The organism is Halorubrum laminariae, from assembly GCF_024494655.1.
GTDB classification, from domain to species: domain Archaea; phylum Halobacteriota; class Halobacteria; order Halobacteriales; family Haloferacaceae; genus Halorubrum; species Halorubrum laminariae.
This window is the reverse complement of sequence record NZ_JANHDL010000001.1, coordinates 82093-104885: the sequence shown is the minus strand read 5'-3', so window position 1 is coordinate 104885 and position 22793 is coordinate 82093. Positions and strand designations below refer to the sequence as shown.

23 protein-coding genes are annotated in these 22793 nt (G+C 67.7%); 10 read left to right on the top strand and 13 right to left on the bottom strand.

Going from position 1 to position 22793, the window contains the following annotated elements; all coding sequences use genetic code 11:
- Nucleotide 1: 1 nt before the first annotated feature.
- From NO887_RS00480 to NO887_RS00465, 4 genes are read right to left on the bottom strand one after another with little or no spacing between them, the layout of a single operon-like run.
- Complete coding sequence (locus NO887_RS00480) at nt 2-1075, bottom strand: complex I subunit 1/NuoH family protein (protein ID WP_256416529.1); 1074 nt, start codon at nt 1073-1075, stop codon at nt 2-4.
- Nucleotides 1075-2739 carry an NADH-quinone oxidoreductase subunit D gene (locus tag NO887_RS00475; RefSeq protein ID WP_256416528.1) on the bottom strand — a complete coding sequence of 555 codons (1665 nt, stop codon included), beginning with the start codon at nt 2737-2739 and terminating at the stop codon, nt 1075-1077. The genes NO887_RS00480 and NO887_RS00475 overlap by 1 nt, the downstream gene beginning before the upstream one ends.
- The gene (locus tag NO887_RS00470; RefSeq protein ID WP_006113007.1) at nt 2736-3434 is read right to left on the bottom strand and encodes an NADH-quinone oxidoreductase subunit B; all 699 of its coding nucleotides are present in this window, start codon (nt 3432-3434) and stop codon (nt 2736-2738) included. The genes NO887_RS00475 and NO887_RS00470 overlap by 4 nt, the downstream gene beginning before the upstream one ends.
- Nucleotides 3434-3850 carry an NADH-quinone oxidoreductase subunit A gene (locus NO887_RS00465; RefSeq protein ID WP_256416527.1) on the bottom strand — a complete coding sequence of 139 codons (417 nt, stop codon included), beginning with the start codon at nt 3848-3850 and terminating at the stop codon, nt 3434-3436. Before NO887_RS00465 ends, NO887_RS00470 begins: the two co-directional genes overlap by 1 nt.
- 291 nt (nt 3851-4141) lie before the next feature.
- Here NO887_RS00465 and NO887_RS00460 point away from each other — a divergent pair, with 291 nt between their 5' ends.
- The 4 genes from NO887_RS00460 to NO887_RS00445 all read left to right on the top strand — a co-directional run bounded on the left by NO887_RS00460 (nt 4142) and on the right by NO887_RS00445 (nt 9328).
- On the top strand, nt 4142-5173 hold the full coding sequence (locus NO887_RS00460; protein WP_256416526.1) for a glutathione S-transferase family protein: 1032 nt from the start codon (nt 4142-4144) through the stop codon (nt 5171-5173).
- A 138-nt stretch (nt 5174-5311) separates the two neighbouring features.
- Nucleotides 5312-7639, top strand: coding sequence for a DNA mismatch repair endonuclease MutL (gene mutL / locus NO887_RS00455; RefSeq protein ID WP_256416525.1), 2328 nt, complete (start codon nt 5312-5314; stop codon nt 7637-7639).
- Nucleotides 7640-7706: 67 nt separating this feature from the next.
- A complete protein-coding gene (locus NO887_RS00450; protein ID WP_256416524.1) occupies nt 7707-8867 on the top strand; it encodes a thiolase family protein in 1161 nt (386 codons plus the stop codon).
- Entirely contained in the window at nt 8864-9328 is a 465-nt protein-coding gene (locus NO887_RS00445) for a PhlB family protein (protein WP_256416523.1), read from the top strand. Before NO887_RS00450 ends, NO887_RS00445 begins: the two co-directional genes overlap by 4 nt.
- Before the next feature lie 19 nt (nt 9329-9347).
- Here the strand turns inward: NO887_RS00445 and NO887_RS00440 are convergent, their stop codons facing one another.
- From NO887_RS00440 to NO887_RS00430, 3 genes are read right to left on the bottom strand one after another with little or no spacing between them, the layout of a single operon-like run.
- A complete protein-coding gene (locus NO887_RS00440) occupies nt 9348-10136 on the bottom strand; it encodes a metallophosphoesterase (RefSeq protein ID WP_256416522.1) in 789 nt (262 codons plus the stop codon).
- Nucleotides 10136-11710, bottom strand: coding sequence for an RPA family protein (locus NO887_RS00435; RefSeq protein ID WP_256416521.1), 1575 nt, complete (start codon nt 11708-11710; stop codon nt 10136-10138). The genes NO887_RS00440 and NO887_RS00435 overlap by 1 nt, the downstream gene beginning before the upstream one ends.
- Nucleotides 11707-12981, bottom strand: a complete 1275-nt coding sequence (locus NO887_RS00430; RefSeq protein ID WP_256416520.1) for a Single-stranded DNA binding protein — start codon at nt 12979-12981, stop codon at nt 11707-11709. The genes NO887_RS00435 and NO887_RS00430 overlap by 4 nt, the downstream gene beginning before the upstream one ends.
- Before the next feature lie 164 nt (nt 12982-13145).
- On the opposite strand from NO887_RS00430, the gene NO887_RS00425 reads away from it, so the two are divergent.
- Both NO887_RS00425 and NO887_RS00420 read left to right on the top strand, forming a co-directional pair.
- Entirely contained in the window at nt 13146-14342 is a 1197-nt protein-coding gene (locus NO887_RS00425) for an MFS transporter (protein ID WP_256416519.1), read from the top strand.
- A 140-nt stretch (nt 14343-14482) separates the two neighbouring features.
- Nucleotides 14483-14803 carry a DUF7510 family protein gene (locus NO887_RS00420; protein WP_256416518.1) on the top strand — a complete coding sequence of 107 codons (321 nt, stop codon included), beginning with the start codon at nt 14483-14485 and terminating at the stop codon, nt 14801-14803.
- Between the two features lie 42 nt (nt 14804-14845).
- Here the strand turns inward: NO887_RS00420 and NO887_RS00415 are convergent, their stop codons facing one another.
- Nucleotides 14846-15874 (bottom strand): glycosyltransferase family 4 protein, encoded by a 1029-nt coding sequence (locus NO887_RS00415; RefSeq protein WP_256417007.1) that lies wholly within the window; start codon nt 15872-15874, stop codon nt 14846-14848.
- Between the two features lie 164 nt (nt 15875-16038).
- Nucleotides 16039-16317, bottom strand: coding sequence for a DNA-directed RNA polymerase subunit L (locus tag NO887_RS00410; RefSeq protein ID WP_256416517.1), 279 nt, complete (start codon nt 16315-16317; stop codon nt 16039-16041).
- Between the two features lie 67 nt (nt 16318-16384).
- Between NO887_RS00410 and NO887_RS00405 the strand changes: the two genes are divergently transcribed.
- The gene (locus NO887_RS00405; protein WP_256416516.1) at nt 16385-16624 is read left to right on the top strand and encodes a hypothetical protein; all 240 of its coding nucleotides are present in this window, start codon (nt 16385-16387) and stop codon (nt 16622-16624) included.
- 30 nt (nt 16625-16654) lie between these two features.
- Here NO887_RS00405 and NO887_RS00400 read toward each other — a convergent pair whose 3' ends face one another.
- The 4 genes from NO887_RS00400 to NO887_RS00385 are packed head-to-tail and all read right to left on the bottom strand — an operon-like array spanning nt 16655 to nt 19456.
- On the bottom strand, nt 16655-17302 hold the full coding sequence (locus NO887_RS00400) for a 30S ribosomal protein S3ae (protein WP_256416515.1): 648 nt from the start codon (nt 17300-17302) through the stop codon (nt 16655-16657).
- Complete coding sequence (locus NO887_RS00395; protein ID WP_256416514.1) at nt 17299-17688, bottom strand: KEOPS complex subunit Pcc1; 390 nt, start codon at nt 17686-17688, stop codon at nt 17299-17301. The genes NO887_RS00400 and NO887_RS00395 overlap by 4 nt, the downstream gene beginning before the upstream one ends.
- Complete coding sequence (locus NO887_RS00390; protein ID WP_256416513.1) at nt 17685-18938, bottom strand: exonuclease RecJ; 1254 nt, start codon at nt 18936-18938, stop codon at nt 17685-17687. Before NO887_RS00390 ends, NO887_RS00395 begins: the two co-directional genes overlap by 4 nt.
- A 47-nt stretch (nt 18939-18985) precedes the next feature.
- Nucleotides 18986-19456 carry a 30S ribosomal protein S15 gene (locus tag NO887_RS00385; protein WP_256416512.1) on the bottom strand — a complete coding sequence of 157 codons (471 nt, stop codon included), beginning with the start codon at nt 19454-19456 and terminating at the stop codon, nt 18986-18988.
- 321 nt (nt 19457-19777) lie between these two features.
- Here NO887_RS00385 and NO887_RS00380 point away from each other — a divergent pair, with 321 nt between their 5' ends.
- From NO887_RS00380 to NO887_RS00370, 3 genes are all read left to right on the top strand, one after another.
- On the top strand, nt 19778-21394 hold the full coding sequence (locus tag NO887_RS00380) for a Na+/H+ antiporter NhaC family protein (protein WP_256416511.1): 1617 nt from the start codon (nt 19778-19780) through the stop codon (nt 21392-21394).
- Nucleotides 21391-21657: a DUF7513 family protein gene (locus NO887_RS00375; RefSeq protein ID WP_256416510.1), complete on the top strand. Its 267-nt coding sequence runs from the start codon at nt 21391-21393 to the stop codon at nt 21655-21657. The genes NO887_RS00380 and NO887_RS00375 overlap by 4 nt, the downstream gene beginning before the upstream one ends.
- A gap of 447 nt (nt 21658-22104) precedes the next feature.
- The gene (locus NO887_RS00370) at nt 22105-22788 is read left to right on the top strand and encodes a PHP domain-containing protein (RefSeq protein ID WP_256416508.1); all 684 of its coding nucleotides are present in this window, start codon (nt 22105-22107) and stop codon (nt 22786-22788) included.
- The last annotated feature ends 5 nt before the right edge of the window (nt 22789-22793 follow it).

The following is a 22793-nucleotide window of genomic DNA, read 5'->3' as shown; positions in this document are numbered from 1 at the left end:
ATCAGGCGATCACCCCCACGATTACGGCCGTGAGAACCAGGTTCGCGAACGACAGCACCAGCATGCCCTTCCAGCCGATCTCGATCAGCTGGTCGATGCGGACGCGCGGTAGCGCGGAGCGGGCCCACTGCGTGAACAGGAAGAAGGCCCAGAGCTTCACCACGAACCAGATGAAGCCGATGCTCTCCGGCCCCGGACCGGACGCGCCGCCGAGGAACGTCACAGCGAGAATCGCGCCGCCGAGGAAGATGTGCACGAACTCGCCGAGGTAGAAGAGGACGAAGTACGCCGAAGAGTACTCGGTCTGGTATCCGGCGACGATCTCGGTCGGTGCCTCCGGGATGTCGAACGGGTTCCGTCCGATCTCGGCGAGGTTCGCCGTGAGGAACAACACGAACGCGAACGGGTTCACGAACGCGTACCACGCCGGAATGTCGAACCCGGCGATCGTGATGAGCGTCTCGGTCTGTGCGCCGACGATACCGCTCATCTGGAGCGTCCCCGCGAAGATCACGACGGACATCGCCGTGACGATGAGTGGGATCTCGTACGCGAGGTTCTGTGCGACCGCGCGGAGTCCGCCGAGCAGCGAGTACTTGTTACTCGACGCGTAGCCGGCCATCACCAGCGAGATCGACGCGATCGACGCGAACGCGAACACCAGCGCGAACCCGACTTCGGGGTCCGCGAGGTGGAAGTTGATCGGTCCGAGCCGGCCCATCGGAATCACGGCGAATCCGAGCAGCGCGGACGCCGGCAGGATGATGGGCGCGATGTCCCACGAGGGACGATCGACGCCCTCGGGGACAATGAGCTCCTTCGCGAGCAGTTGGACCGCGGACGCCGGGATGATGAGCAGGCCGAACGGTCCGACGCGGTTGACCGCGATCCGGTCCGTGAACGCCGCGGTGATCTTCCGTTTCGCCCACGGGCCCGCGACGCCCGTGAACCCGAGGACGATGTTCCCGACGACCGCCGCGGCGATGAGCGCCGCGACGATCTCGCCGAGGACGCCCGGCAGCCCGAACGTCTCGGCGAGCCACTCGGGGAACAGCTGTGCGGGTGCCGTCCCCATCAGCGGTCCACCTCCCCGAGCACGATATCGAGGCTCCCGAGCGCCGCGATCACGTCGGGAATATACTCACCGTTCGCCATCTCCGGCAGCGTCTGGAGGTTGGAGAAGCACGGCGACCGGATCTTGAACCGCCCCGGCTTGTCCGTCCCGTCGGCGCGAATGTAGATCCCGAGTTCGCCCTTCGCGCCCTCCACGGCGCGGTAGATCTCGGTGTCGTCATCGGGACGTAGCGTTCGCGGCACGTTCGCTTGAATCGTCCGCTCGTCTTCCGGCCAGTCTTCGAGCAGGTCGACGCACTGTTCGATGATCTTCGCTGACTCCTCGACTTCGCGCATCCGGACGAGCAGGCGGCTGAAGTTGTCGCAGCCGTCCTCGGTCACCACGTCCCAGTCGAGTTCATCGTAGTAGCCGTACGGGTCGTCGCGGCGAAGGTCGTAGTCGATGCCCGATCCGCGAGCGACCGGTCCGGTCGCGCCGTAGTTCTTTGCGACCTCAGGCGGCAGGATGCCCGTGTCGATCGTCCGCATCTGGAAAATCTCGTTCGACGTGACGAGGTTGTGGTACTCCTCGACGGACTCGGGCAACTGGTCGAGGAAGTCCCGGGTCTTCGAGAAGAACTCCTCGCGCGGCTCCGGAAGGTCCCAGACGACGCCGCCGAGCCGGAAGTAGTTGAACATCAGCCGCTGACCCGTCAGGTCTTCGAGCAGGTCTTGGACGCGCTCGCGGTCGTTGATGGCGTACATGAACGTCGCCGTGAAATCGCCGTTCACGTCGAGCGCGAACGTGGCGAGCGCGAGCATGTGCGCCGCGATCCGGCACATCTCAGCCCCCATCGTGCGAATGACCTGCGCGTACTCCGGCACCTCGATATCTGCGAGGTCCTCGGCCGCGCGGGCGTACGCCCACTCGTTGAGCAGCCCCGCCGAGATGTAGTCCCAGCGGTCCGGGTACGGCATGATCTGGTGGCGGTACGTCCCCGACTGGGCCATCTGCTCTTCGCTGCGGTGGAGGTAGCCGATGTCGGGCTCGACGTCGACGACCTGCTCGCCGTCGAGCACCGTCTTCAGGTGGAGCACGCCGTGTGTCGCCGGATGGTGCGGTCCGATGTTGAGGAACATCGTGTCGGACTCGGCGTCCTTGTGGTGCTCCTGCAGCGGATTCGCGTGTTCCGGCAGCGTGGCGATCTGCGGACCGTCCTTGTCGTAGTCCATCGACAGCGGGTGCCCCTGCCACGTCTCGGGAAGCAAGATCCGGCGCAGGTCCGGGTGGTCGTCGTACTCGATGCCGATCAGGTCGTACGCCTCCCGCTCGTGCCAGTCGGCCGTCCGGAAGACGGGCTCAGCGGACTCCGAGACGGGGTCGTCCTTGTCGGCGGGCACGACGATGCTGACCTCTTGGGTCGGGTCGTCGAACTTCTTCAGGTGGTAGATCGACTCGTATCGGTTCTCGTACTCCTGTGCGGTGACCACCGACAGGTGGTCGTACCCCGCCTGCTCTTTCAGGATCGAGAGCGTCTCCTGAACGGTGTCCGGGCGGATGACGTAGCCGGGCGCGTTCAGGTGGTCGTCGCGGTCGACGACGAGGTCGCCGAGCAGCGCCTCAAGCTCGTCCGGGGTCTGTGCCGGAACCTCGTCGTCGACGGTGTCTGGTCGTTCGAGGCTCATGGCGAATCAGCGAAGTTGTACCGCATGACGAGTTCGTCGTCGTCGATCTGATCGGCGAGCTTGTCCACGAGCTCGTCGCGTTCGAGATCCGAGAACTCCTCCAGCTCGTAGGGCTTGACTGTCACCGGCGCGGCCTCGCCGTTGGCGACGCGCTCCTGCAGTTTCACGACGCCGTAGACGAGTGCCTCGGGGCGAGGTGGACAGCCCGGGACGTGGATGTCGATCGGGATGACTTCCTCTGCGCCCTTGATCACGTTGTACCCCTCTTGGAACGGGCCGCCGGAGATGGTACACGAGCCCATGCCGACGACAAACTTCGGCTCGGGCATCTGGTCGTAGACGCGTTTCATCCGCGGCGCGAACTTCGAGACGATCGTCCCGGGGACGATCATCACGTCGGCCTGCCGCGGCGACGCGCGCGGCACGCCCGACCCGAACCGGTCGAGGTCGTGTTTCACGGCGTAGGTGTGCATCATCTCGATGCTGCAACAAGCGATACCGAACTGCAGCATGAACATCGAGGAGCCGCGACACCAGTTCAGGAACTTGTCGAACTTGGTGAGGATGAAGGGCGAGGAGCCGAACGCCTCCCGGAGTCGGGAGTTGAACCGGTCGCCCTGCCCGGTCATCCGGGCGTCGCGGGTCTCGGTTACGACTTGCGATTCGTCGGTGATGAAAGGTTGATCGCTGCTCATTAGTTGAGATCACGCTCCGTCTTTCTGCTGGACGCGCGGGGGCTCCGGGCCCAACTGATGGCCCCGGTCCGCCACGCCCAGACGAGTCCGATTGCGAGGATGCCGACGAACACCAACATCGGCCACAGGAGAGCGGTCATCGGGACGCCGGCCTGTATCGCCGGACGATAGATGACGGCCCACGGGAACAGCAACACGGTCTCGATGTCGAACACGACGAACAACAACGCGACCATGTAGTACTGGATGTTGAACCGGATCCGCGTCGTGCCCGTCGGCGTCTCCCCGGACTCGTAGGTGGTACTTTTACCGGTCTCAGGCACGCTCGGACGGAGCAACGCCGACACGCTCATCATCCCTATCGGAATGAGCAGGCCGACGGCCGCCAAGGCGCCGATCGCTATCCAATCGCTCATATAGGTCTCCGTAACGTGCGAGGATTTGGACCGCCCCCTCATAAGCGTTGAGTCTTGTGTGCCCGTCTGCGTTCGCCCCGAGCGTGCTCGTTTTCGCCCGAAGCGGCGTCGAAGCGGCGAACGCTCCCGATCCGTTTCACCGACCGCGCCGCGCCGAACTCGTATCGATCGCGCCGAGTAGAATCGACCCCTCCGAGCGCCCGCAGTCGGAACCGACCGCACGTCCGCAGACGGTACCGGTGACACGCGTGTCCCCGACCCCATTATGGGCGTCGAGCCCCTTGTCTCGGTATGAACCAACTCGTCGACGGCGAGTGGCGTACGGACACCTACGAGACCACGAACGAGGACGGGGCGTTCGAACGCGGCGAGACGACCTTCCGGAACTGGATCGCGGGCAGCGACGTGCCGGCCCACGTCGATGCCGAGCCGGACGAGCGGTTCCAGCCGGAGGCGGGTCGGTACCACCTGTACGTCTCGTACGCCTGCCCGTGGGCGCATCGGACGCTGCTCGCGCGGTCGCTGCTCGGCCTCGAAGACGCCATCGGCGTGAGCGTCGTGGACCCGTGGCGCGGCGAGGACGGGTGGCAGTTCTCTCCCGAAAAGGACGGCTGCACCCCCGACCGGCTCCACGACAGCGACTACCTCCGGGAGCTGTACGTCGCCGCCGACCCCGAGGCCACCTGTCGGGTGACGGTCCCCGTCCTGTGGGACACCGAGGAGGAGACCATCGTCAACAACGAGTCCCGTGAGGTCCTCCGTATGCTGTCGACCGCGTTTGATGATCTCGGGAACGGTCTGTCGCTCCTCCCCGACGAGGACGAGGCGTCGACCGTCGCGGATGTCGACGAGGTGATCACCGACATCTACGAGCCGATCAACAACGGCGTCTACCGTGCCGGGTTCGCCACGTCACAGGACGCCTACGACGAGGCGATCGACGACCTCTTCGCCGCGCTGGACCGCTGGAACGACCGACTCGCCGACCAGCGGTACCTCGTCGGAGATTCCCTTACCGAGGCGGACATCTGCATGTTCACGACGCTGATCCGTTTCGATCAGGTGTACCACACCCACTTCATGTGCAATCAGCGGTTCATCCATCAGTACGAGCACCTCTGGCCGTATCTGCGGGACCTCTATCAGACGCCGGGCGTCGCAGAGACGGTGGAGATGGACCACATCAAAGAGCACTACTATACGACGCATCCGGACGTGACTCCCACGGGGATCATCGCACACGGACCTGATCTGGACTTCGACGCCTCACACGACCGCGACCGACTCGATGGCGACGCCCCGACGCCGACTGCTGTCGACTGATACCGTCCGTCTCGCGATGTGAGAGCCCTGACGACGGGCCCGTTCGGTTACCACGGTTCGGCGGGTCGCCGGTGGCCGCCGCGTCGCTGGGGCGGTCGCCAACGGGTTCAAGTGTGCGCTGCTCCGACCGACGTACCGATGGATCCGCCGAACATCGAGCGGCTGGACGAGCAAACCGTACAGCGGATCGCGGCCGGAGAGGTCGTCGAGCGGCCGGCGAGCGTCGTGAAAGAGCTGATCGAAAACAGCCTCGACGCGGGCGCGAGCCGGATCGCCGTCGCCGTCGAGGCCGGCGGAACTGCGGGGATCCGCGTCCGCGACGACGGCGTCGGGATCGCCGAAGATCAGTTGGAGGCGGCCGTCGCGGAACACGCCACCTCGAAGATCGGCGACATCGACGACCTCGACCGCGGGGTCTCAACGCTCGGATTCCGCGGCGAGGCGCTGTACACCGTCGGTGCCGTCTCGCGGCTCACGGTCCGCTCCCGGCCGCCGGACGCCGACGCCGGGGCCGAAATCACGGTTGACGGCGGCGACATCGGCGAGATTCGCCCCGCGGGGTGTCCCGCGGGTACGACCGTGGAAGTCGAAGACCTCTTCTTCAACACGCCCGCGAGAAAGAAGTTCCTCAAGCGGACGGCGACCGAGTTCGACCACGTCAACACCGTCGCGACGAGCTACGCGCTCGCGAACCCCGACGTGGCCGTCTCGCTGGAGCACGCCGGCCGCGAGACGTTCGCCACTGAAGGGAACGGCGACCTCCGGTCGGCCGTCCTCGCCGTGTACGGCCGCGAGGTCGCCGAGTCGATGATCGACGTCGAGTGGACGCCGGGAGACGACGAAATCGACGGATCTGCCGAAAGCGCTGAAACCCTCGAATCCGACGACGCACAGCCCGTCGCTCGCGTGACCGGGCTCGTCTCGCATCCCGAGACGACCCGCTCGACCCGCGAGTACCTCTCGACGTACGTTAACGGCCGGTACGTGACTGCGAGCGCGCTCCGCGACGCGACGCTTCAGGCGTACGGCGGCCAACTCGCGCCCGACCGGTACCCGTTCGCGGTGCTGTTCGTGGAGGTCCCGCCGGGCGACGTAGACGTGAACGTTCACCCTCGCAAGCTCGAAGTCCGATTCGACGAGGAGCCGGCGGTGCGGTCGGCGGTGGAGACGGCCGTCGAATCGGCGCTGCTCGACCACGGGTTGATCCGATCGACCGCTCCTCGCGGGCAGTCTGCACCGGAGGAGACGGCGGTTCGCCCGGAGTCGCCTGACCATACCGCCGTCGGCGGTGCCGGAACGGAACACGAGCGCGCGGCGACCGAGAACCGCGACGGCGACGAGCGGGGGATCGAACGCGAGATCGGAGACGGAATCGAGGGTTCGAGCGATATCGACGCCGACACCGAGAGCGATATCGACGCCGACACCGAGAGCGATATCGACGCCGACGCCGGGCTGGGAGCCGGAGACGAGGCCGACGCCGGCACCGAAGGCGGTCGGACCGCGGGAGCGACCGAACTCGACCCGACCGACACGGCCGCGTGGGCGGTCGATGATGTCGGCAGAGACCAGTCGCCGGACGGCCCCGACCATCGGAACTCGGCAACGACGAGCACCGACCGCGAGACGACCGACCGACCGATCGGCTCTGACGGAGAGACGGGCACGACGGAACCCCAAATAACAGAATCGTCGGCGACCGAACCGCAGACGAACACAGACGAGCCCGAGACCGCAGCAGTGCCGTCAGTGCTCGGCGGCGACGCCCCGTCCAGCGGCGACACCCCGTCCGCGTCGACGGACCAGTCGACGCTCGCCGGTGGGACGACGGCGACGGAGCGGCGATACGACTCGCTGCCCCCGTTGCGGATGCTTGGGCAACTCCACGAGACGTACGTGGTGGCCGAGACGCCGGACGGCCTCGTGTTGATCGACCAGCACGCCGCCGACGAGCGGGTGAACTACGAGCGTCTCCGCGAGGCGTTCGCCGACGGCGCGGAGGCGCAGGCGCTCGCGGAACCGGTCCGCGTCGAGCTGACGGCGCGGGAGGCGGCGTTATTCGCGGAGTTCGTTGACGCCCTCGCCGAGATCGGTTTCCGGGCCGAACGCGCGGGCGACCGCGAGGTCGTCGTCGAGGCGGTCCCCGCGGTCTTCGACACCGCGCTCGACCCCGACCTCCTCCGCGACGCGCTCTCGTCGCTCGTCGGCGACGCGACCGAGGGCGACGAGCCCGTCGCGGACGTGGTGGACGAACTGCTCGCGGATCTGGCGTGTTACCCCTCCGTCACCGGAAACACCTCGCTGACCGAGGGGCGGGTCGTCGATCTGCTCGACCGCCTGGACGCGTGTGAAAATCCCTACGCGTGCCCGCACGGGCGGCCGGTCGTGATTCGGTTCGATAGCGAGGAGATTGGCTCCCGGTTCGAGCGCGACTACCCCGGACACGCCGGACGCCGCGCGGAGTGAGTCACGACGACCTTCTCGCCCGCCCGCAGAGAGGTACGTTTTAGTCGGCCGCGGTGAACCGACGGACATGGAACGCGTAGCGATCATCGGCGCGTCGATGACCCGGTTCGGGCAACGTGACGCGTGGGTGCAAGAACTGTTGGCGGAGGCGGGCGCGGCCGCGCTCGACGACGCCGGGGTCGACGGCGACGACCTCGATCACCTGTACGTCTCGAACATGGCGAGCGGCGAGTTCGAGGGACAGACCGGCGTCTCGAACGCGCTGTCCCACGATCTGGCCGCACAGCCGGCGTACACCGCCCGAATCGATCAGACCTCTGCCTCCGGCGGAGCCGGCGTGTACGCCGCGTGGCAGTCGGTCGCGTCCGGCGCGAGCGACCTCACCCTGCTCGTCGGCGGCGAGAAGATGACCCACCGGTCGACCTCGGAAGCGACCGACGTGATCGCGTCGCTCACGCACCCGGTGGAGTACAAACACGGCGTCACGCTCCCCTCCTTCGCGGGGATGACGGCGCGGCTCTACCTAGACGAGTACGACGCGCCCCGCGAGAGCCTCGGCAAGGTCGCCGTGAAGAACCACAGAAACGGCGTGGACAACCCGCACGCCCAGTTCCAGAAGGAGGTCGACCTCGACACGGTACTGGAGTCACCGATCGTCGCCGACCCCCTGCGGCTGTACGACTTCTGTCCGATCACGGACGGCTCCGCGGCGCTCGTGCTCTGTCCGGAGTCAGTCGCGGCGGAGTACGTCCCTGAAGACGAGTACGCCGTGATAAGTGGAATCGGCGGGGCGACCGACACGCACGTGGTCCACGAGCGCGTCGATCCGACGACGATGGGCGGCGTCGTCGACTCCTCCGAGATCGCCTACGAGATGGCCGGGATCGGTCCTGACGACGTCGATGTCGCGGAGCTGCACGACATGTTCACGATTCTGGAGTTTCTTCAGAGCGAGGACCTCGGCTTCTTCGAGAAGGGCGAGGGGTGGAAGGCGGTCGAGGAGGGGGTCACCGAGCGAGACGGCGACCTCCCGATCAACACCTCGGGCGGGCTCAAATCCAAGGGACACCCGCTCGGAGCGAGCGGCGTGGCACAGGTGTACGAGATATTCGAGCAGGTCACCGGCGACGCCGGCGCGCGACAGGTCGAGGCCGACACGGGACTCGCCTGCAACGTTGGTGGATTCGGCAACTGCGTGACAACCGCGATCTTGGAGGGTAACCAATGAGTGACCACGAGGAGACACGGACCGACGGCGGAGAGGAGACGGGCGAGGGGCCGGCCTTCGAGGCTGCCGAGTATGCGGACGGGACGGTCACGTATCCGCCCCACACCGTGGGTCCGAACGGCGCGGACCGGACCGGGTCGATCGACCTCTCTGACCGCGAGGCGCAGGTCATCACGTGGACGACATCGACGGCGACTCCGCCGGGCGTCCGCGAGCCGAATACGCTCGCAATCGTCGAATTCGAGATGGAAGATGGCTACGACGGGCCGCCGGTTCGCGCGCTCGGACAGGTCGCCACGCCCGACGACGGGTCGGACGACGAGGCCGAGCCGTTCGACGTTGCCATCGGCGACCGCGTCGAACCGATCCACGCCGACGACCTCCGCGAGCCCGGTGCGGGGATCCGCGAACCCGACAGCCAGACGTGGGACGGCTTCCGGTTCCGTCCGGTCGACGAGTAGCGTCGGACGCGCTCGCGGCTCACACCCGTCTGAACTCTCCGAGCCGCGTTCCGTCGAGCAGGTACGCCTCGCCCGTCGGGAGTGCGGCCGGCAGAAACGGCGCGAGAAATGACTGTCCCTCGACGTTGACCCACGTCCCGCCGGACCGGTCGTTGAACGCCGGGAAGACGACGATCTCGGGCGGGTCCGTGACGGCGGGCGCACTCGCATCGCTCTCGTTCACGAACGCGTCCGGATCGATCTGACCACGGAGCCACGCGCGCTCGACGCGCGAGCCGCCGACCGCGTCTTCGAGCCTGACCTGCGGGTGCTCGTGGCCCATGCAGACCACGTCGGCGTCGAGGAGCCGCGGATCTGGCCACGTGTGGCCGTGACAGACGGCGACGCCGCCGGATCCGTTCGTACCGGCCGCCGCCCCGATCACGCCGCCCTCCGGACCGATCACGTCGACGCGGTCGCCGAACGCCGTTGCGACGCCCGCGTCGTGGTTGCCCTCGACGAGCGTCATCGGGACGCGGTCGGTCACCGCGTCGATCAGCGCCGCCAGTTCCTCGCGTTCGTCGTTCTCGGGCGCGCCGATGCGGTGGGCCAAGTCTCCGAGGACGACGAGCCGCTCGGCGCTCGTCTCGCCGACCAGTGCGCAGAGCCGCTCGCGCCGGTCGTCCGCCCGGCTGTCGAGTTCGACTCCGCGCTCGTATCGGAGCCCGGCTTCGATGCCGGCGTGAACGTCGGCGACGAGCAGGACTCGCTCCTCGCCGAGGTCGGCGATCGCGGCCGGCTCGCCCACGACCGGCTCGACCCGCGCCATCAGATCGGCTTGAGAACGCCGTCGCCCGGCTCGTAACACTTCCCGCTCATCAGCGCGTCTCGGATCGCGTCCTCGACCTCGTCGCGGGCCGTGCCGTGTTCGTCGACGACCGCGTCGATCACGTCCTCACGGCCTGCACCGTCGCCGTCGTCGAGTTCAGTCATCACGTCGACGACGGCGGTTTCCAGATTGACCTCGCCGTCCGAGCCGTCTCCTGCGTCGTCGTCCGCGGAGTCCGCTTTGTCGCCGCTAGCGTCCGTCGATCCGACAGCGCCGTCACGGGAGTCGCCAACGAGGTCGTCGCCGTCGTCGGAGCTATCACCGTCGACCGCCGCGCTGGATCCGTCGGTGGCCTCCTCGGCAACCTCGTCGGGATCGGGCACATCGATGTCGGCCTCGCCGGGCTCGTCGACCTCCGTACCGGTCGAAAAGTCCGTCCCGTACTCGGACTCGATCGCTTCGCGCTCGTCGTCGTCGAGTTCGTACATGTCGTCCGTCTCTACCGCAGCGTCGGACTCGTCGCCTCCCATCGTCTCGTCTGTCGGCGTCTCGTCGCCTGTCGAGCTGTCGACAGTCGCTCTGTCGCCAGCGTCAGCGACTGCGTCGTCGAGTTCCGTTCCGTCAGTCCCGGCGTCAAAATCACCGAGCCCCGGATCGTCAGACGAGGGTGTCGTCTCCTCGGCCGGTGTCACCGCCTCAGTCGCGTCCGCCTCGCCGCCCGATTCCGCTCCTTCGGAGACTGCCGTCTCGGGCTCCGAGACCTCGGATCGCGTTTCCGTGTCCTCCGTGTCTGCGGATCCGCCTTCGGCGGTCGCTTCGACGCCGGCGTCTGCGGACGCGTCGATCGTCACGTCGGTCTCCGGGAGCGGGCCGATCGCGGCGTCGTCGCCGTCGTCCGGGGCGAACTCGGGCGCGCGAACCTCGTCACGGTCGCCGGCGACGAGTTCGAGCGCGTCGACCGCGAGCCGGCGAACGGCCTCCACGTAGGCCGTCGAGGTGTCGTAGTGGGCGATCGCTCTCGGAACACCGTCCGCCAGCGCCGTCGGCGCACCTCCTGCCTCCAGCGCCGCGCGGAGATCGTCACCCCGGAGAGGGGAGTCGAGCGCGGCCGCGAAGACGGCGAGCCGGTCGAGCGTCGCCTCCGCCGCGGAGACGACCCACCGATCGCGGGTGTCGGCGTCCACCTCGTTGAGGCTCTCTGGCCGGACCGAGGTGAACACGCGGTCGGAGTCCTCGGGCTCGAAGGTGCGTGCCTTCCCCGTCAGCGCGACGAACGCCGGCGGGTCGGCGCGCTCCAAGAAGGTCTGTGCCTCCGGCTGGTACTGGCCGGCGTAGGTGACGAACGCGCCGGAGGGGTCGACGACCCGTCCGCGGCGGGTCTCGTCGTTCACGCGCTCGACTTCGGTGAGCACGCCCGCGACGAACAGCCGGTTCACGCGCGCGCCAGTCGGCGTGACCACGTAGTTCGGCGCGCGCTCCTCGTCGCTCTCGGAGTACGACAGCGACGCATCGTCGAACTCGGCGGCGAACACGCGGTGAGCGACCTCGCGCGTCCCGGGTCCGTCGGCGCTCATTCGCCCACCTCCGCGAGCGCGGCGCGAGCGATCGACGCCGGATCGTCGTCCGCGAGCGCGAACTCCGTCGCGTCGAGCGTGGCCCCGTAGTCGTCCACGGAGAGGTTCCCACGGACGCGGTAGGCCTGTCCGACCAACGAGTCGGCGATCTCGTCTGCGACGACCGACTTGTCCATCGCGTCCTGTGCCGCCGACAACGCGTCGTCGAGGCCGCCGCCGTACACCTCGGCCGTCAGATCGTCGTCGAGGACGACGGTGACCGTGTCTGTCCCGTCGTCGAGGATGGCTTTCACGCGCAGGTCATCCTCGCCGTCGACGTCACCGTGGCTCCGGCACTGTCCGTTCTGAACGACGCGGTCGCACTCCGGACAGCGTTCGATGAGTCCGGAGCCGTCGCGGATCTCGAGGACGTTACCGACGACCTCGACATCGAACATGCCGCCGGAGGCGACTGCGTCGGCGACGGAGAGCCGCGGCGCGTCGGTCGCAACCGAAATGGGATCAGGGAGCGGCGTCACCGTCGAGAACTCAGTGAGGTTGAGCGAGGGGACGCCGCGGAACTCGCGGACGTACACGTCCTCGATTCGGAGGTCGGCACCCGGCTCGATTTCCGGCCGCGGCTGCCAGTCGGTGAAGGGGAGCTTCGCGGTCTCGTCGCCGACGACGCCCTCGACGATCTCCGTCTCGCCGTCGCGTCCCGAGATCGTCTTCGACTCGGCCTCCAGCACGCGGACCTCGACGTTGCGGCCGCGGTCGCCCGCCTCGATGTCGACAAGCGCGCGGTCGCCGCCGATCTCGTGATCGACTTCGACCGGCTCCTCGGCGATCGCGACGGTCGTGGAGTCGTTGAGGTTGAGCTCCGGCTCGCCGTCCCACTCGCGGACGCCGGCGTTGCCGATCGTCAGCGAGTCGCCCGGCTCGAAGCCGAAGTCCTGCCACGCGGTGTACGAGACGACCCCGGTCTCGTCGGCGAGTTCCCCCTCGCGGATCGTGAGGTCGTCTCCCTGATAACGAATGGTTCGCGTCCCCTTCGTGAGCACGCAGACGGTGACTGTCACGCCGTCGTGGTCGGTCGTGATCTCGTCGACATCGACCGAGTCTGGCGTCGGCGTTGACCCGCCGCTCCCGCTGCCGTGCTTCCGGCGAACGCTCTGTTTCGCCTCGTCGATCGGGACGCTGTACTCCAGCAGGTTCTGCAGGTCGGCTTTGACCTCCTCTTTGTCGACACCGAGGTCGGAGGCGAGTTCCTCGGCATGGCTGTTGACGTCCATCAGACCAAGATTCGACGCGACCGCACAAAAGGATTCACCACGTGCGCCTCGCTGCCGAGTCGAGCCGATCGTCTCCCCCTCTCCGACGGCGTTCTGACCCGCCGTCATGAGACGCGAAGACTCAAACCACGCGATGTCGAACGCCGAGCCACGAAGGTGATTACGTGAGATACCTCTCGACAGCCGCGACCGTCATTCGAGATCTCCGGAGCGAGGGTCGGGGCAGGATACTCGTCGTCGTCGCGTTCGGCTGGTTCCTCTCGATCAGCGTCCGAATGATCTACCCGGCGCTTTTGCCCTATATCCGCGAGACGTACGGGCTCACCCTGACGACCGTCGGTCTCTTGTTAACCGTGTTGTGGACCGCGTACGCGTTCGGACAACTCCCCGCCGGCGTCCTCGGCGACTGGCTCGGCGACCGGCCGCTGTTGATCGCCAGTCAGCTCCTCGCCGCTGCGATGCTCGCGCTCGTAGTCCTCGCGGATTCGGCGGCGGTGCTGTACGCGGCGACGGCACTGTTCGGCGGTGCGACCGCGCTGTACGGCGTCTCTCGATTTACGATCTTGGAGACGGTGTACTCGGAGCACCTCGGCACGGCGACGGGTGTCACGATGGCCGCTGGCGACCTCGGTAACGCGGTGATGCCGCCGGCGGCGGGGTTCGTCGCGGCCGCGCTGACGTGGCAGTACGGGTTCGGGATCGCCGTGCCCCTCTTTCTCGTCGCGGCGGGCGGCCTGTGGGTCGTCCTCCCGCGCCCGACCGCGACCGAGTCCTCGCTGCGCGACGCCGTCGCGCTCGACGACGTGGTCGCGACACTGTCTCTCCCGTCCGTCCGCCGGGGAACGCTGCTGCTCGTGTTGTGGGCGGTCATCATCCAAGCGTTCATGGGGTTCTATCCGACGTATCTGATCGAACAGAAGTCGGTCTCGAGACAGACGGCGACGGTCCTGTTCGGCTTCTTCTTTTCGCTCGGGATGGTGCTGAAGCCCATCGCGGGGCGGGCGTACGACCGAATCGGGATCCGCCGGCCGCTGCTTGCGATCGCCGGCGCGGCCGCTGCAGCGTTCGTCGCGCTCCCGCTCGTCGAGGGCGTTCGGTCGTTCGTCCTCGTGACCATCCTCGCGAGCGGTCTCCTCGGGTTCGAGACGGTCGTCGTCTCCGACCTCACGAACCGGCTTCCGGACGGAACGCGGGGGACGAGCCTCGGTGCACTTCGGACCGTCTACCTCGCGTTCGGCGCGGCCAGCCCGGCCGTCTTCGGTGCGGTCGCGGATCGGGGGTACTTCGACGAGGCGTTCTTCGCCGTCGCGGCCGTCGCCGGCGGTGTCGCGCTCGTGGCGATTCGCTTGGCCGGCGACTGAGTCAGATCGGACCATGCTAACACGGCTCGTCTGACCGGCGGGTCCATTCGTCGCGGCAGGGCGGCGCATCGAAACGAAGCCGGTCGGCGATCGGGGACACGGCCGGTAGGGCTAAACCGCCTCCGTCCGCAACGTGAGCCATGGACGAAGTCGACATCGACACGCGCGTCACGGACGGCCGAACCGTCATCGACGTGGCTGGAACCCGCGACGTCGCCGTCGTCGTCCGATCGACGGGCGGGGAACGGATCTACCTTCCACCGGAGGGGTTCGACGAACCCGTGTCCGAGTCGCCGTACACCTCCCCGTATCAGGGCGGAAGCGGGATTGAGGGTGAGGAGAGCCCGTACGGCGGTACCTCCGGGAGCACTCGCGGCGTCGTCGAGACTGCGGACGGGTTCCGCATCACGCATCCGGAACCCGTGACCGAGTTCGATGTGTTCCGCGGTCACGAGACGTAGCTACCGGCGATAGCGCAGCGAAGCGTGCGCTCGGTTCGCTGCTTACGCGACATCTTCGTACACCGCCAGCGTGTCCTCGGCGACCGCCGACCACTCGCGGCGCTCGTACGTCGGCGGCGATTCGCGGTCGAGCGCGGTGATGAGGCCCTCGACGATCGATTCTGAGTCCGTCTCTACTTCGACGAGGCAGCCGTCCGGAAGGACCTCCGCGACCCCCGATCGCGTCGCGACGACCTGCGTGCCTGCCTCCAGTGCCTCGGTGATCGTGATCCCGAACGGCTCTGCGAAGGACGGAGAGACGAACGCGTCGGCGGCGGCGTAGTAGTCGCCGAGCTCCGCTTCGGGGACGTATCCGACAAACTCGACGCGGTCGGCGATACCGAGCAGTTCGGCGAACCGCTTCAGCTGTTCCGTCTGGTGACCAGAGCCGCCGACGACGAGCGTCGTGTCGCGTCCACGGAGCTTCTTCATCGCGTACAGGAGATGTGATATCCCCTTCTGATCCGTGTGGCGACCGACGAAGAACAGCATCTCGCCGTCGATTCCGAGGTCGACGCGAACGTCTTTCCCGGAGAACGTCGGCGTCGAGAAGCCGTTGTACACGACGCGGGAGTCGGCGTCGTACAGCTCGCGGATGTCGTTGCGGACGATCTCGCTGACCGCGATGTTCGTGTCGGCTGCGTTCGCGAGGCGGCGCTCGGTCTCGACCTCGCGTTTCGGTGGGTCGATGTTGCGGTCGCTCGCGAGCGAGTGGAACGATGACACCCACGTCGCGTCCGACACGCGGGCGGCCTGTCGCCCCGGAGCGTACCCGAACCAGTCGTGGGTGTGTATCACGTCGTAATCGGGCGCGAGTTCGGCGAATCGGTCGCTGAGCTGCTCCACCCGAGTCGCCACGTCCCCGTCGCCCGTTTCGACCGGTTCGAGCCCCGACTCGTCGTCCGGTGCGAACTCTGCGGGCAACACGAGGGTGGTGTCGATCCCAAGATCGTCGCGGAGCCCGGTGAACAGTTCACCGACGTGAACATCGAGGCCACCGGTGATGTTCGGCGGATACCCCCATCCCAACATGAGTACGCTCGGCGGCATATCCACTCGTTTTGGGAGTCACCACTTAGGTATGCCCCTCGTTCGCTCGGAGAAGTGTCAGCACAGACGCGAACGAATCAGCGATGCGAACGAACGGATCGCCACGCCGTCCAGTCTTCCCTCCCGTCGGTTGCCTATCAAACTGGTCAGGCCGCCTGCACCGCGTTGCGAAGCGCGTCCGTCTGGTCCGTGATCGAGTCTGCCGCCTCGCCGACTAGGTCGAGCGGGTCGCCGGACTTGGATTTCACTGTCAACACCGGTTCCGTCTGTCCGCCGGACTGCTCGGGGTTCACGTCGTAGGTCGCGGCCGCGACATCGTCGGTCTCCAGCAGGACGCCCTTCAGCACGTTCATGAAGGTGTGATCCTCGCCGGCGACCTCGATGCGGAGTTCCGTGTCGGTCTTCTCGATGACCCGCAGTTCCATGCCCGAAAAGTCGGGAGAGCGGCGTTTCAAGCTTTCGTCTTGTGAATTGCAGAAATCGCTGATCGACATGACCACCACCAGAGCCAAAGCCAGTCCCCTCGACCGCCCCGCATCCGCAACCTCGGGCCTCCCCAGCCTCGGCCGGTGGCGGCCGCGGACAGCATCGCACCGCAGCGCGGCCGCCGCCGACCTCCCTCGCGGGCTCCTCGCGCCCGCTTGTAGGCGGGCGCTCGGCGGCGCGCCGACCGCTCGCACCTGTCTCGGACATCGTGGAGCCGCCGCTGACGGGACGGGCACGACGGCATAAATAGTCTCCGGGAATCGCGGTGTGACCGAGTTACTCGTCGGCGTCGACAGCCACTTCGTCAGCCTCGACGTCGACGGCGGCCTCCTCCTCGGCTGCGACCTCGGATGGTCGCGCTTCGAGGGTCAGTTTCTGAACCTCGACGCGGCGGAGCGGGTAGATGGTCTTCGCCTCGCCGTAGACGGCCGACGAGAGATTCCCGTCGACGATCGCGTCGAGGAACGACTCGAAGGTCCGGTCCGCGGCGGCCGCGTTGACCTTGTCGATCATGACGCGGCGGATCGCCTTCTCCTGAGACCGGTCTGCCTTCTTCGTCGTCAGCGCGACGGGCTGGACGCGGATCCGGTAGTCGTCGGTCGTCAGCACCGTGATCGAGGCTTCGACCTTCGAGGCCCCGCGGCGGACGAGCGAGCGCAGGTAATCGCGCGTCAGCTCGTACTTGATGAACTCGGTGTACGCCGAGTCGCTGCCCACGTCGGTGATCTTGAAGGTCAGCTTCGTGTTGTTCGCGCCGGAGTCGCCGGTGAGATCGCCCAGCGTCGTCGTAATCGTGCGACCGACGACCTGCTGGGGCTCTTCGGCGAGGGTCTCGCCGATCTCCTGCCGGTCGAACTGTTCGGGCGCTAGCACGGAATACCAGCGCTTCTGTTCTCTGCTCTTGGATACGGATCGTTCGCTCATGTGTTAGTGTCTGTGGTGTCTGCTGCCGCTGCGGCGTCGATGCCGACAGCGTCTCTGATGTCTGTGGTTTCTTCGATGTCTTCGGTGGCTTCGCCCGGACCGCCGTCGGCGCGAGCGCGATGTGCCCGTCCGCGTTCGGCGATCCGGTCCGCGACGCGCAGGTTCACGACGTAGTCGTCGACGGTCGACTGCAGCCCGCCGGTCGTCTCTCGTTCGATCTCGCAGGCGATCGCGTCGCCGTCGACCCGGGTCGTCATCGACTCGGTGTCGTCGGGAGCGAGCGCGGCCGCGACGAGCGCGGCGTCGGCGTGCGTCGTCTGGACGGTCGCCGTCCGGGGCGAATCTGCTTCGGTGCGCCCGGCATCCGAGGAGTCTCCCCCCGTCATAGCGCCTCCCTGAGCGCGGCGAGTGCGCTCGTGATGTCGGCGTTTGACTTCGTCTCGGCCCCGTTGTCCGGGTCGCTGACGTCCGAGTCACTGTCGTTGTCGACCGCGATCCCGCCGCGGTCTGTGGTCCCCCAGCCGTCGGCGTGGAGTTCGGCTGCGACCGACCGGCAGGCGTCGCCGAGTCCCCTCGACTCCGTCGCGGCCGCGGCGAGCTGACCGCCTGACTCGTCGACTGCGACCGCGACCGGCTCCGGCGACCGGAAGTCGCGGAGCAGTCGAGCGACGGTTGGGAGGACGGCGCGCGACGCGCCGCTCGCGTCGGTCGCCGATTCCGGAGATTCGACGCGGGCGACGACGCAGCCGTCGTATCGTCCGATCGTCGCGGCGTCGAGCGCGCGGTGCGCCGCGAGCCCGTGGGCCCGCCACGCGTCGAGCGCCGCGGTCTGCAGCGCGTCGCTCGGATCGGCGTCGAGCGCCAGTGCGATACCCGTTCCGGGAGCCTCGCGCGCGAGCGTGTCGAGCACGTCGGCGTATCCGCCGACGGTCTCAACCGGTGCCGCGTCGCCGACGGTCGCGTACGGACGGAGCGCGCGCTCGACCGCCGAGGCCGACCGAGCGGTCGCGTCTGCGGCGTCGACCACGTCGACCGCCACGAGCGACGCGAGTCGCCGATGGTCGTCGTCGTCCATCTCGGCCGGGAGACCGAGGTCGTCGAGGGCCGCACGGGTCGCCTCGGGGACGCCGGAGTACGGCGTCCGCACGAGCGTCGAGGCCGCGAGGCCGTCCGCGAACTCGGGCGTCTCAGCGGTCGGGACCGCGACTCCCGGGCGTCGCTCGACCAGACCGCCCTCCTTGGCCGCGTCGAGCGCGTCGCCCGACCCGTCCGTGCCGGGAACGGAGCCGGCGGCGACAACGCCCGCGAGCGCGACGACCGGATCGGGGTCGACGCCCAGTTGGCGGGCGACGGCGAACGTGTCCGCGCTCGCCGGGCGGGCCGTCCCCGGTATCGCGTGTGCGCCGCGGTCGACGCCGACCGTCACCGTGATCCCGTCGGCGATGTCGTCGGGCACCGGGTCCCGGTCCACGCGGACCTGAAACGGCGTGCCGGCCGCTCGGAGTGCCCTCGCGAGCAGCCCGGCGGCTGCGAGCGCGTCGCCGTCATCGGTCGCGACGAGCCGGACGAACGGCGCGTCGGCGAGGACGCCGGCGAGGGCGTCGGGGGCGGGCGCAGCGGATGTCGCTTCGGTCATTGACTGTGTCGTGTTTGCTGTTTCGTCTGCGTGGCTGCTCGGCGGCGTTACTCGTCGTCGAGCAGCTCGGCCGCGCGCTCGTAGGTGTACGTGAACTCCTCGTCGATCTCGTCGCCGCGGTAGTAGTTCGCGAGGCGGCGGATCTTCGACTCCGTGTTCTGGAGCGCGCGCTTGTTCTGGTAGTCTTGGCCGTTCTCTTCCATGTGGTCGCGCAGGCGGACGGCCTGCGCCATCAGGTTGCGGAGGTCCTCGGGGTACTCCGCGGCGGCGTCGTGCTCTTCTAAGATCTCTGTGAGCTTCTTGCCGGTCGCCAGCTTCACGTCGGGGACCGGGACGCCTTTGACGCCCTCATCACGGAGTTTGAGTCCGATGATGCTGGGATCGTGGCCCTGCTCCGCCAGTTCGACGACGCGGGACTCGATGTCCTCTGCGTCGACGTCGCTCCACTCCGGGTTCTCGTCCGTCGCCGGTTTGTCCGAACCGGACGAACCGCGACGGCGCGTGTGCATTCGTGCCATTGTTTCGAAATTGGAACGGCACAACCACAACGTGACCGCGACTCCGCGCGACGCGGCTACGGGACGCTCGCGGCTGCGAGCGACCGTGACGGACCGATCCGCAAGCGCGGATCGGTCCGGGCCGCGACGCCGGAGGCGTCGGTGCACTGCCACATTCCCAAGCCGTGGGCGAAAAGGCCCCGGCGCGTCGGATCTGCGGCTGTGCTGTTCCCGTTCGATCGATTGCTGGCGAGACTCTTAAGCGTGTTCGTGTGGCCCGGCTGTGGCAGAGAAGCGAGGATTTACGTGGACCGTCGGGCACCGAGTGTGTAGGAGAGACACATGATCAACCCACCCGACGACGATTCGACGGATCGAACCGACGACGCGCCACCGGGAAGCGGTGGCGGAGTCGAGACTAGCACCGGTGAGGAACCGACCGCGGTCACGGACGGCGGCTTCGCGGACGACGCGAACGACGCGGTCGGACCGCGGATATCCTTTTACGGCGGGAAGTGGGCCAGCACGATCCCGCTCGTCGTCTTCATCCTCTGGGCGATCTTCCAGAGCGGGGTCCTCGGCATCGGCGACACCAACGGCCTCGTGATCGGCGCGCTGCTCGGTACGATCCTCGGGATGTTCTTCGTGCGCGGCGACTGGAAGGCGTACGCGAACACAATCTTCGAAGGGATGACGCAGCGCGTCGCGGCGACGGCGATCGTCGCTTGGCTGTGGGCTGGCATGTTCGCCGAGACGCTACAGGTCGGCGGGTTCGTCGAGGGGCTCATCTACGCCGCCGACGCGCTAAACGTCGGCGCGGCGACGTTCCCGGCGGCCGCGTTCGTCCTCTGTGGCCTGCTCGCGACGGGGATCGGCACCGGATACGGCGCGACCGTCGCGTTCGTGACGCTGTTTTTCCCCGCCGGCGTCCTCATCGGCGCGAACCCCGTGCTGCTATTCGCCGCAATCCTGTCCGGGGCGGTCTTCGGTGACAACCTTGCGCCCGTGAGCGACACCACGATCGTGAGCGCGGTGACGCAGGACGCCGACATCGGCGGCGTCGTCGCCTCGCGGTTCAAGTACGCGATCCTCGCCGCGGTGCCCGCGTTCGTCGCGTACCTCGTGATGGGATCCGTGCTCTCTGGCGCGAGCCTCGAAGGCGCGGCCGCGCTCCGCGAGTCCGCGACTGCGCCCGGACTGCTTCATTTGATCTCGATGGGCGTGGTGATCGCGACCGCGGTCGCCGGCCGCCACATCGTCGAGGCGATCTCGTGGGGACTGATCGTCGCGATCGCGTTCAACCTCGTCTTCGGGCTCTCCTCGGTGTCTGACATCCTCGTGTTCACGGTGACCGACCAGGGGGCGTTCACCTCGCTCCCGTTCGTCGCTGTCGGCGAGACTGCGGGCGTGGGCGGGAGCCTCTACGCCGGCGCGATCGGCTTCTTCCCGCTCATCGTACTCACCCTCCTGATCGTCGGGATGGCGCGGATCATGATCCGCGGGGGCGGCTTCGAGGCGATCTTGGAGTTCCTGTTGAACTCCGTCGCCACCACCGTCCGCCGCGCCGAAGTGTCGATGGTGCTCGGCACCGCGGCGATCAACGGCATGATCACGATCAACACCGCCGCCGAGATCGCAATCGCGCCGTACATCGCGCGGATCGGCGAGAAGTTCAACATCAACGGCTACCGGCGGGCGAACATTCTCGACGCCAACACGTCGGCGCTCGGCTACATCTTCCCGTGGGCCGGCGGCGTCCTCGTCGGGTATCAGGTGATGGTCGGCCCGAACGGCCTCGGCGCGGAGTACGGCCCGGAGATGGTCGTCAATCCGATTCAGGCCGTCCCGTACGTCTTCCACGGCTGGTTCCTCGTGATCGTCTTCCTGATCGCTGCGGTGACCGGCTTCGGGCGGGAGTACATTCCCGACCGCACCTCTGAGGAGGTGTCGCGCGCATGAGCGTCTTCGACAAGTTCCTCGCCGGCTGGTCGTTCCGGAGTTCGACGCCGGACTACGAGCCGGGCGAGACGATCGAGGTGATGGTCACCGGCCGCGAGGGTGAGACGAGGATCGCTCGTATCGGCGATTCGACGCTGCAGATCCCGGACGCTCCGGCTGACGCCGTGGACACTCGCGTGCTCGTCGAGGTCGAGACGTGGGACGCGAGCAAGCGCCGCGGGACGGGAACCTATCGCAAGACGGTCGGCGAGAGCGCGTTCTGACTGGTCTGGAAGGTTCGTTTTTTTTTCCGGTGTCGTCGGTCCGGTCGTTTGCGCCTTGTCCACCGCGGATATTTCGGTGACTGCAGATACTTCGGTGACTGCGGATACTTCGGTGACTGCAGATACGTGGTCGTCATCGATCTGGTCACGAACACCGCCTCGCGGCTGCCCCTTCGAGTCCCGCCCCGCACGGCAGCCGCACGGCAGCCGCACCTCACGCCTCCCCAGCCTCGGTCGGCGGCGGCCGCGGGACCGCACCGCACGCGGCCGTCGTCGACCTCCCTCGCGGGCACCTCGCGGCCGCCGAGAGCGGCCGCTCGGCGGCGCGCCACCGCTCGTATTCTTTCACATAGCTCGTCGCAGGTGACAGCGTGACAGTCACCTGCACAGGTAATGGAACCGCCGCGGACCGAGGCGTTTTTTAAGTAGACACTCGAAGTCGAGCGCGTGTTATCGGTCGAGCTGCACGCGCACTCGGCGCTCTCGTACGACGGGCGCGACCCGGTCGAGCTTCTGCTCGAACAGGCGGCGGGGGTCGGCCTCGACGCGCTCGCCGTCACGGACCACGACGAGATCGACGCCAGCATCGAGGCGGCCGAGAAGGCCTCCGACTACGGGCTCGTCGGTATCGTCGGCATGGAGGTGACCTGCGCCGCGGGCCACGTCCTCGCGTTCGGCATCGACGAGCGCGTCGAGAGCGGCCTCCCCTTCGACGAGACGCTCGACCGGATCCGCGACCAGGGCGGGATCGCGGTCGTCCCGCATCCCTTCCAGCAGTCCCGCCACGGCGTCGCCGCCCACATCACCGACGAGCAACTGGCGAGCGCCGACGCCATCGAAGTGTACAACTCCCGGCTGTTCACGGGACGCTCGAACCGACAGGCCGAGAAATTCGCGATCCGCAACGGGCTGTCGATGACCGCCGGCAGCGACGCGCACATCTCCGAGATGGTCGGTCAGGCGGTGACCGAAGTCGCGGCGGGCGAGCGGTCGGCCGAGGCGATCCTCGACGCCATCGCCGACGGCCGGACGAGCGTCGTCGGGAAACGAACGCCGTGGCGCGTCTCGCTCCGCCAGTTCGGCGGCGGTGCGAAGCGGCGAGCCCTCCGCGCGCTCCGAACGCTGCGCTGACAGCC

What these genes read in the sequence shown, in the direction of transcription:
- NO887_RS00480 (WP_256416529.1), bottom strand. Translation starts at nt 1,075, where the DNA reads ATGGGGACGGCACCCGCACAGCTGTTCCCCGAGTGGCTCGCCGAGACG.
- NO887_RS00475 (WP_256416528.1), bottom strand. Translation starts at nt 2,739, where the DNA reads ATGAGCCTCGAACGACCAGACACCGTCGACGACGAGGTTCCGGCACAG.
- NO887_RS00470 (WP_006113007.1), bottom strand. Translation starts at nt 3,434, where the DNA reads ATGAGCAGCGATCAACCTTTCATCACCGACGAATCGCAAGTCGTAACC.
- NO887_RS00465 (WP_256416527.1), bottom strand. Translation starts at nt 3,850, where the DNA reads ATGAGCGATTGGATAGCGATCGGCGCCTTGGCGGCCGTCGGCCTGCTC.
- NO887_RS00460 (WP_256416526.1), top strand. Translation starts at nt 4,142, where the DNA reads ATGAACCAACTCGTCGACGGCGAGTGGCGTACGGACACCTACGAGACC.
- mutL (WP_256416525.1), top strand. Translation starts at nt 5,312, where the DNA reads ATGGATCCGCCGAACATCGAGCGGCTGGACGAGCAAACCGTACAGCGG.
- NO887_RS00450 (WP_256416524.1), top strand. Translation starts at nt 7,707, where the DNA reads ATGGAACGCGTAGCGATCATCGGCGCGTCGATGACCCGGTTCGGGCAA.
- NO887_RS00445 (WP_256416523.1), top strand. Translation starts at nt 8,864, where the DNA reads ATGAGTGACCACGAGGAGACACGGACCGACGGCGGAGAGGAGACGGGC.
- NO887_RS00440 (WP_256416522.1), bottom strand. Translation starts at nt 10,136, where the DNA reads ATGGCGCGGGTCGAGCCGGTCGTGGGCGAGCCGGCCGCGATCGCCGAC.
- NO887_RS00435 (WP_256416521.1), bottom strand. Translation starts at nt 11,710, where the DNA reads ATGAGCGCCGACGGACCCGGGACGCGCGAGGTCGCTCACCGCGTGTTC.
- NO887_RS00430 (WP_256416520.1), bottom strand. Translation starts at nt 12,981, where the DNA reads ATGGACGTCAACAGCCATGCCGAGGAACTCGCCTCCGACCTCGGTGTC.
- NO887_RS00420 (WP_256416518.1), top strand. Translation starts at nt 14,483, where the DNA reads ATGGACGAAGTCGACATCGACACGCGCGTCACGGACGGCCGAACCGTC.
- NO887_RS00415 (WP_256417007.1), bottom strand. Translation starts at nt 15,874, where the DNA reads ATGTTGGGATGGGGGTATCCGCCGAACATCACCGGTGGCCTCGATGTT.
- NO887_RS00410 (WP_256416517.1), bottom strand. Translation starts at nt 16,317, where the DNA reads ATGGAACTGCGGGTCATCGAGAAGACCGACACGGAACTCCGCATCGAG.
- NO887_RS00405 (WP_256416516.1), top strand. Translation starts at nt 16,385, where the DNA reads ATGACCACCACCAGAGCCAAAGCCAGTCCCCTCGACCGCCCCGCATCC.
- NO887_RS00400 (WP_256416515.1), bottom strand. Translation starts at nt 17,302, where the DNA reads ATGAGCGAACGATCCGTATCCAAGAGCAGAGAACAGAAGCGCTGGTAT.
- NO887_RS00395 (WP_256416514.1), bottom strand. Translation starts at nt 17,688, where the DNA reads ATGACGGGGGGAGACTCCTCGGATGCCGGGCGCACCGAAGCAGATTCG.
- NO887_RS00390 (WP_256416513.1), bottom strand. Translation starts at nt 18,938, where the DNA reads ATGACCGAAGCGACATCCGCTGCGCCCGCCCCCGACGCCCTCGCCGGC.
- NO887_RS00385 (WP_256416512.1), bottom strand. Translation starts at nt 19,456, where the DNA reads ATGGCACGAATGCACACGCGCCGTCGCGGTTCGTCCGGTTCGGACAAA.
- NO887_RS00380 (WP_256416511.1), top strand. Translation starts at nt 19,778, where the DNA reads ATGATCAACCCACCCGACGACGATTCGACGGATCGAACCGACGACGCG.
- NO887_RS00375 (WP_256416510.1), top strand. Translation starts at nt 21,391, where the DNA reads ATGAGCGTCTTCGACAAGTTCCTCGCCGGCTGGTCGTTCCGGAGTTCG.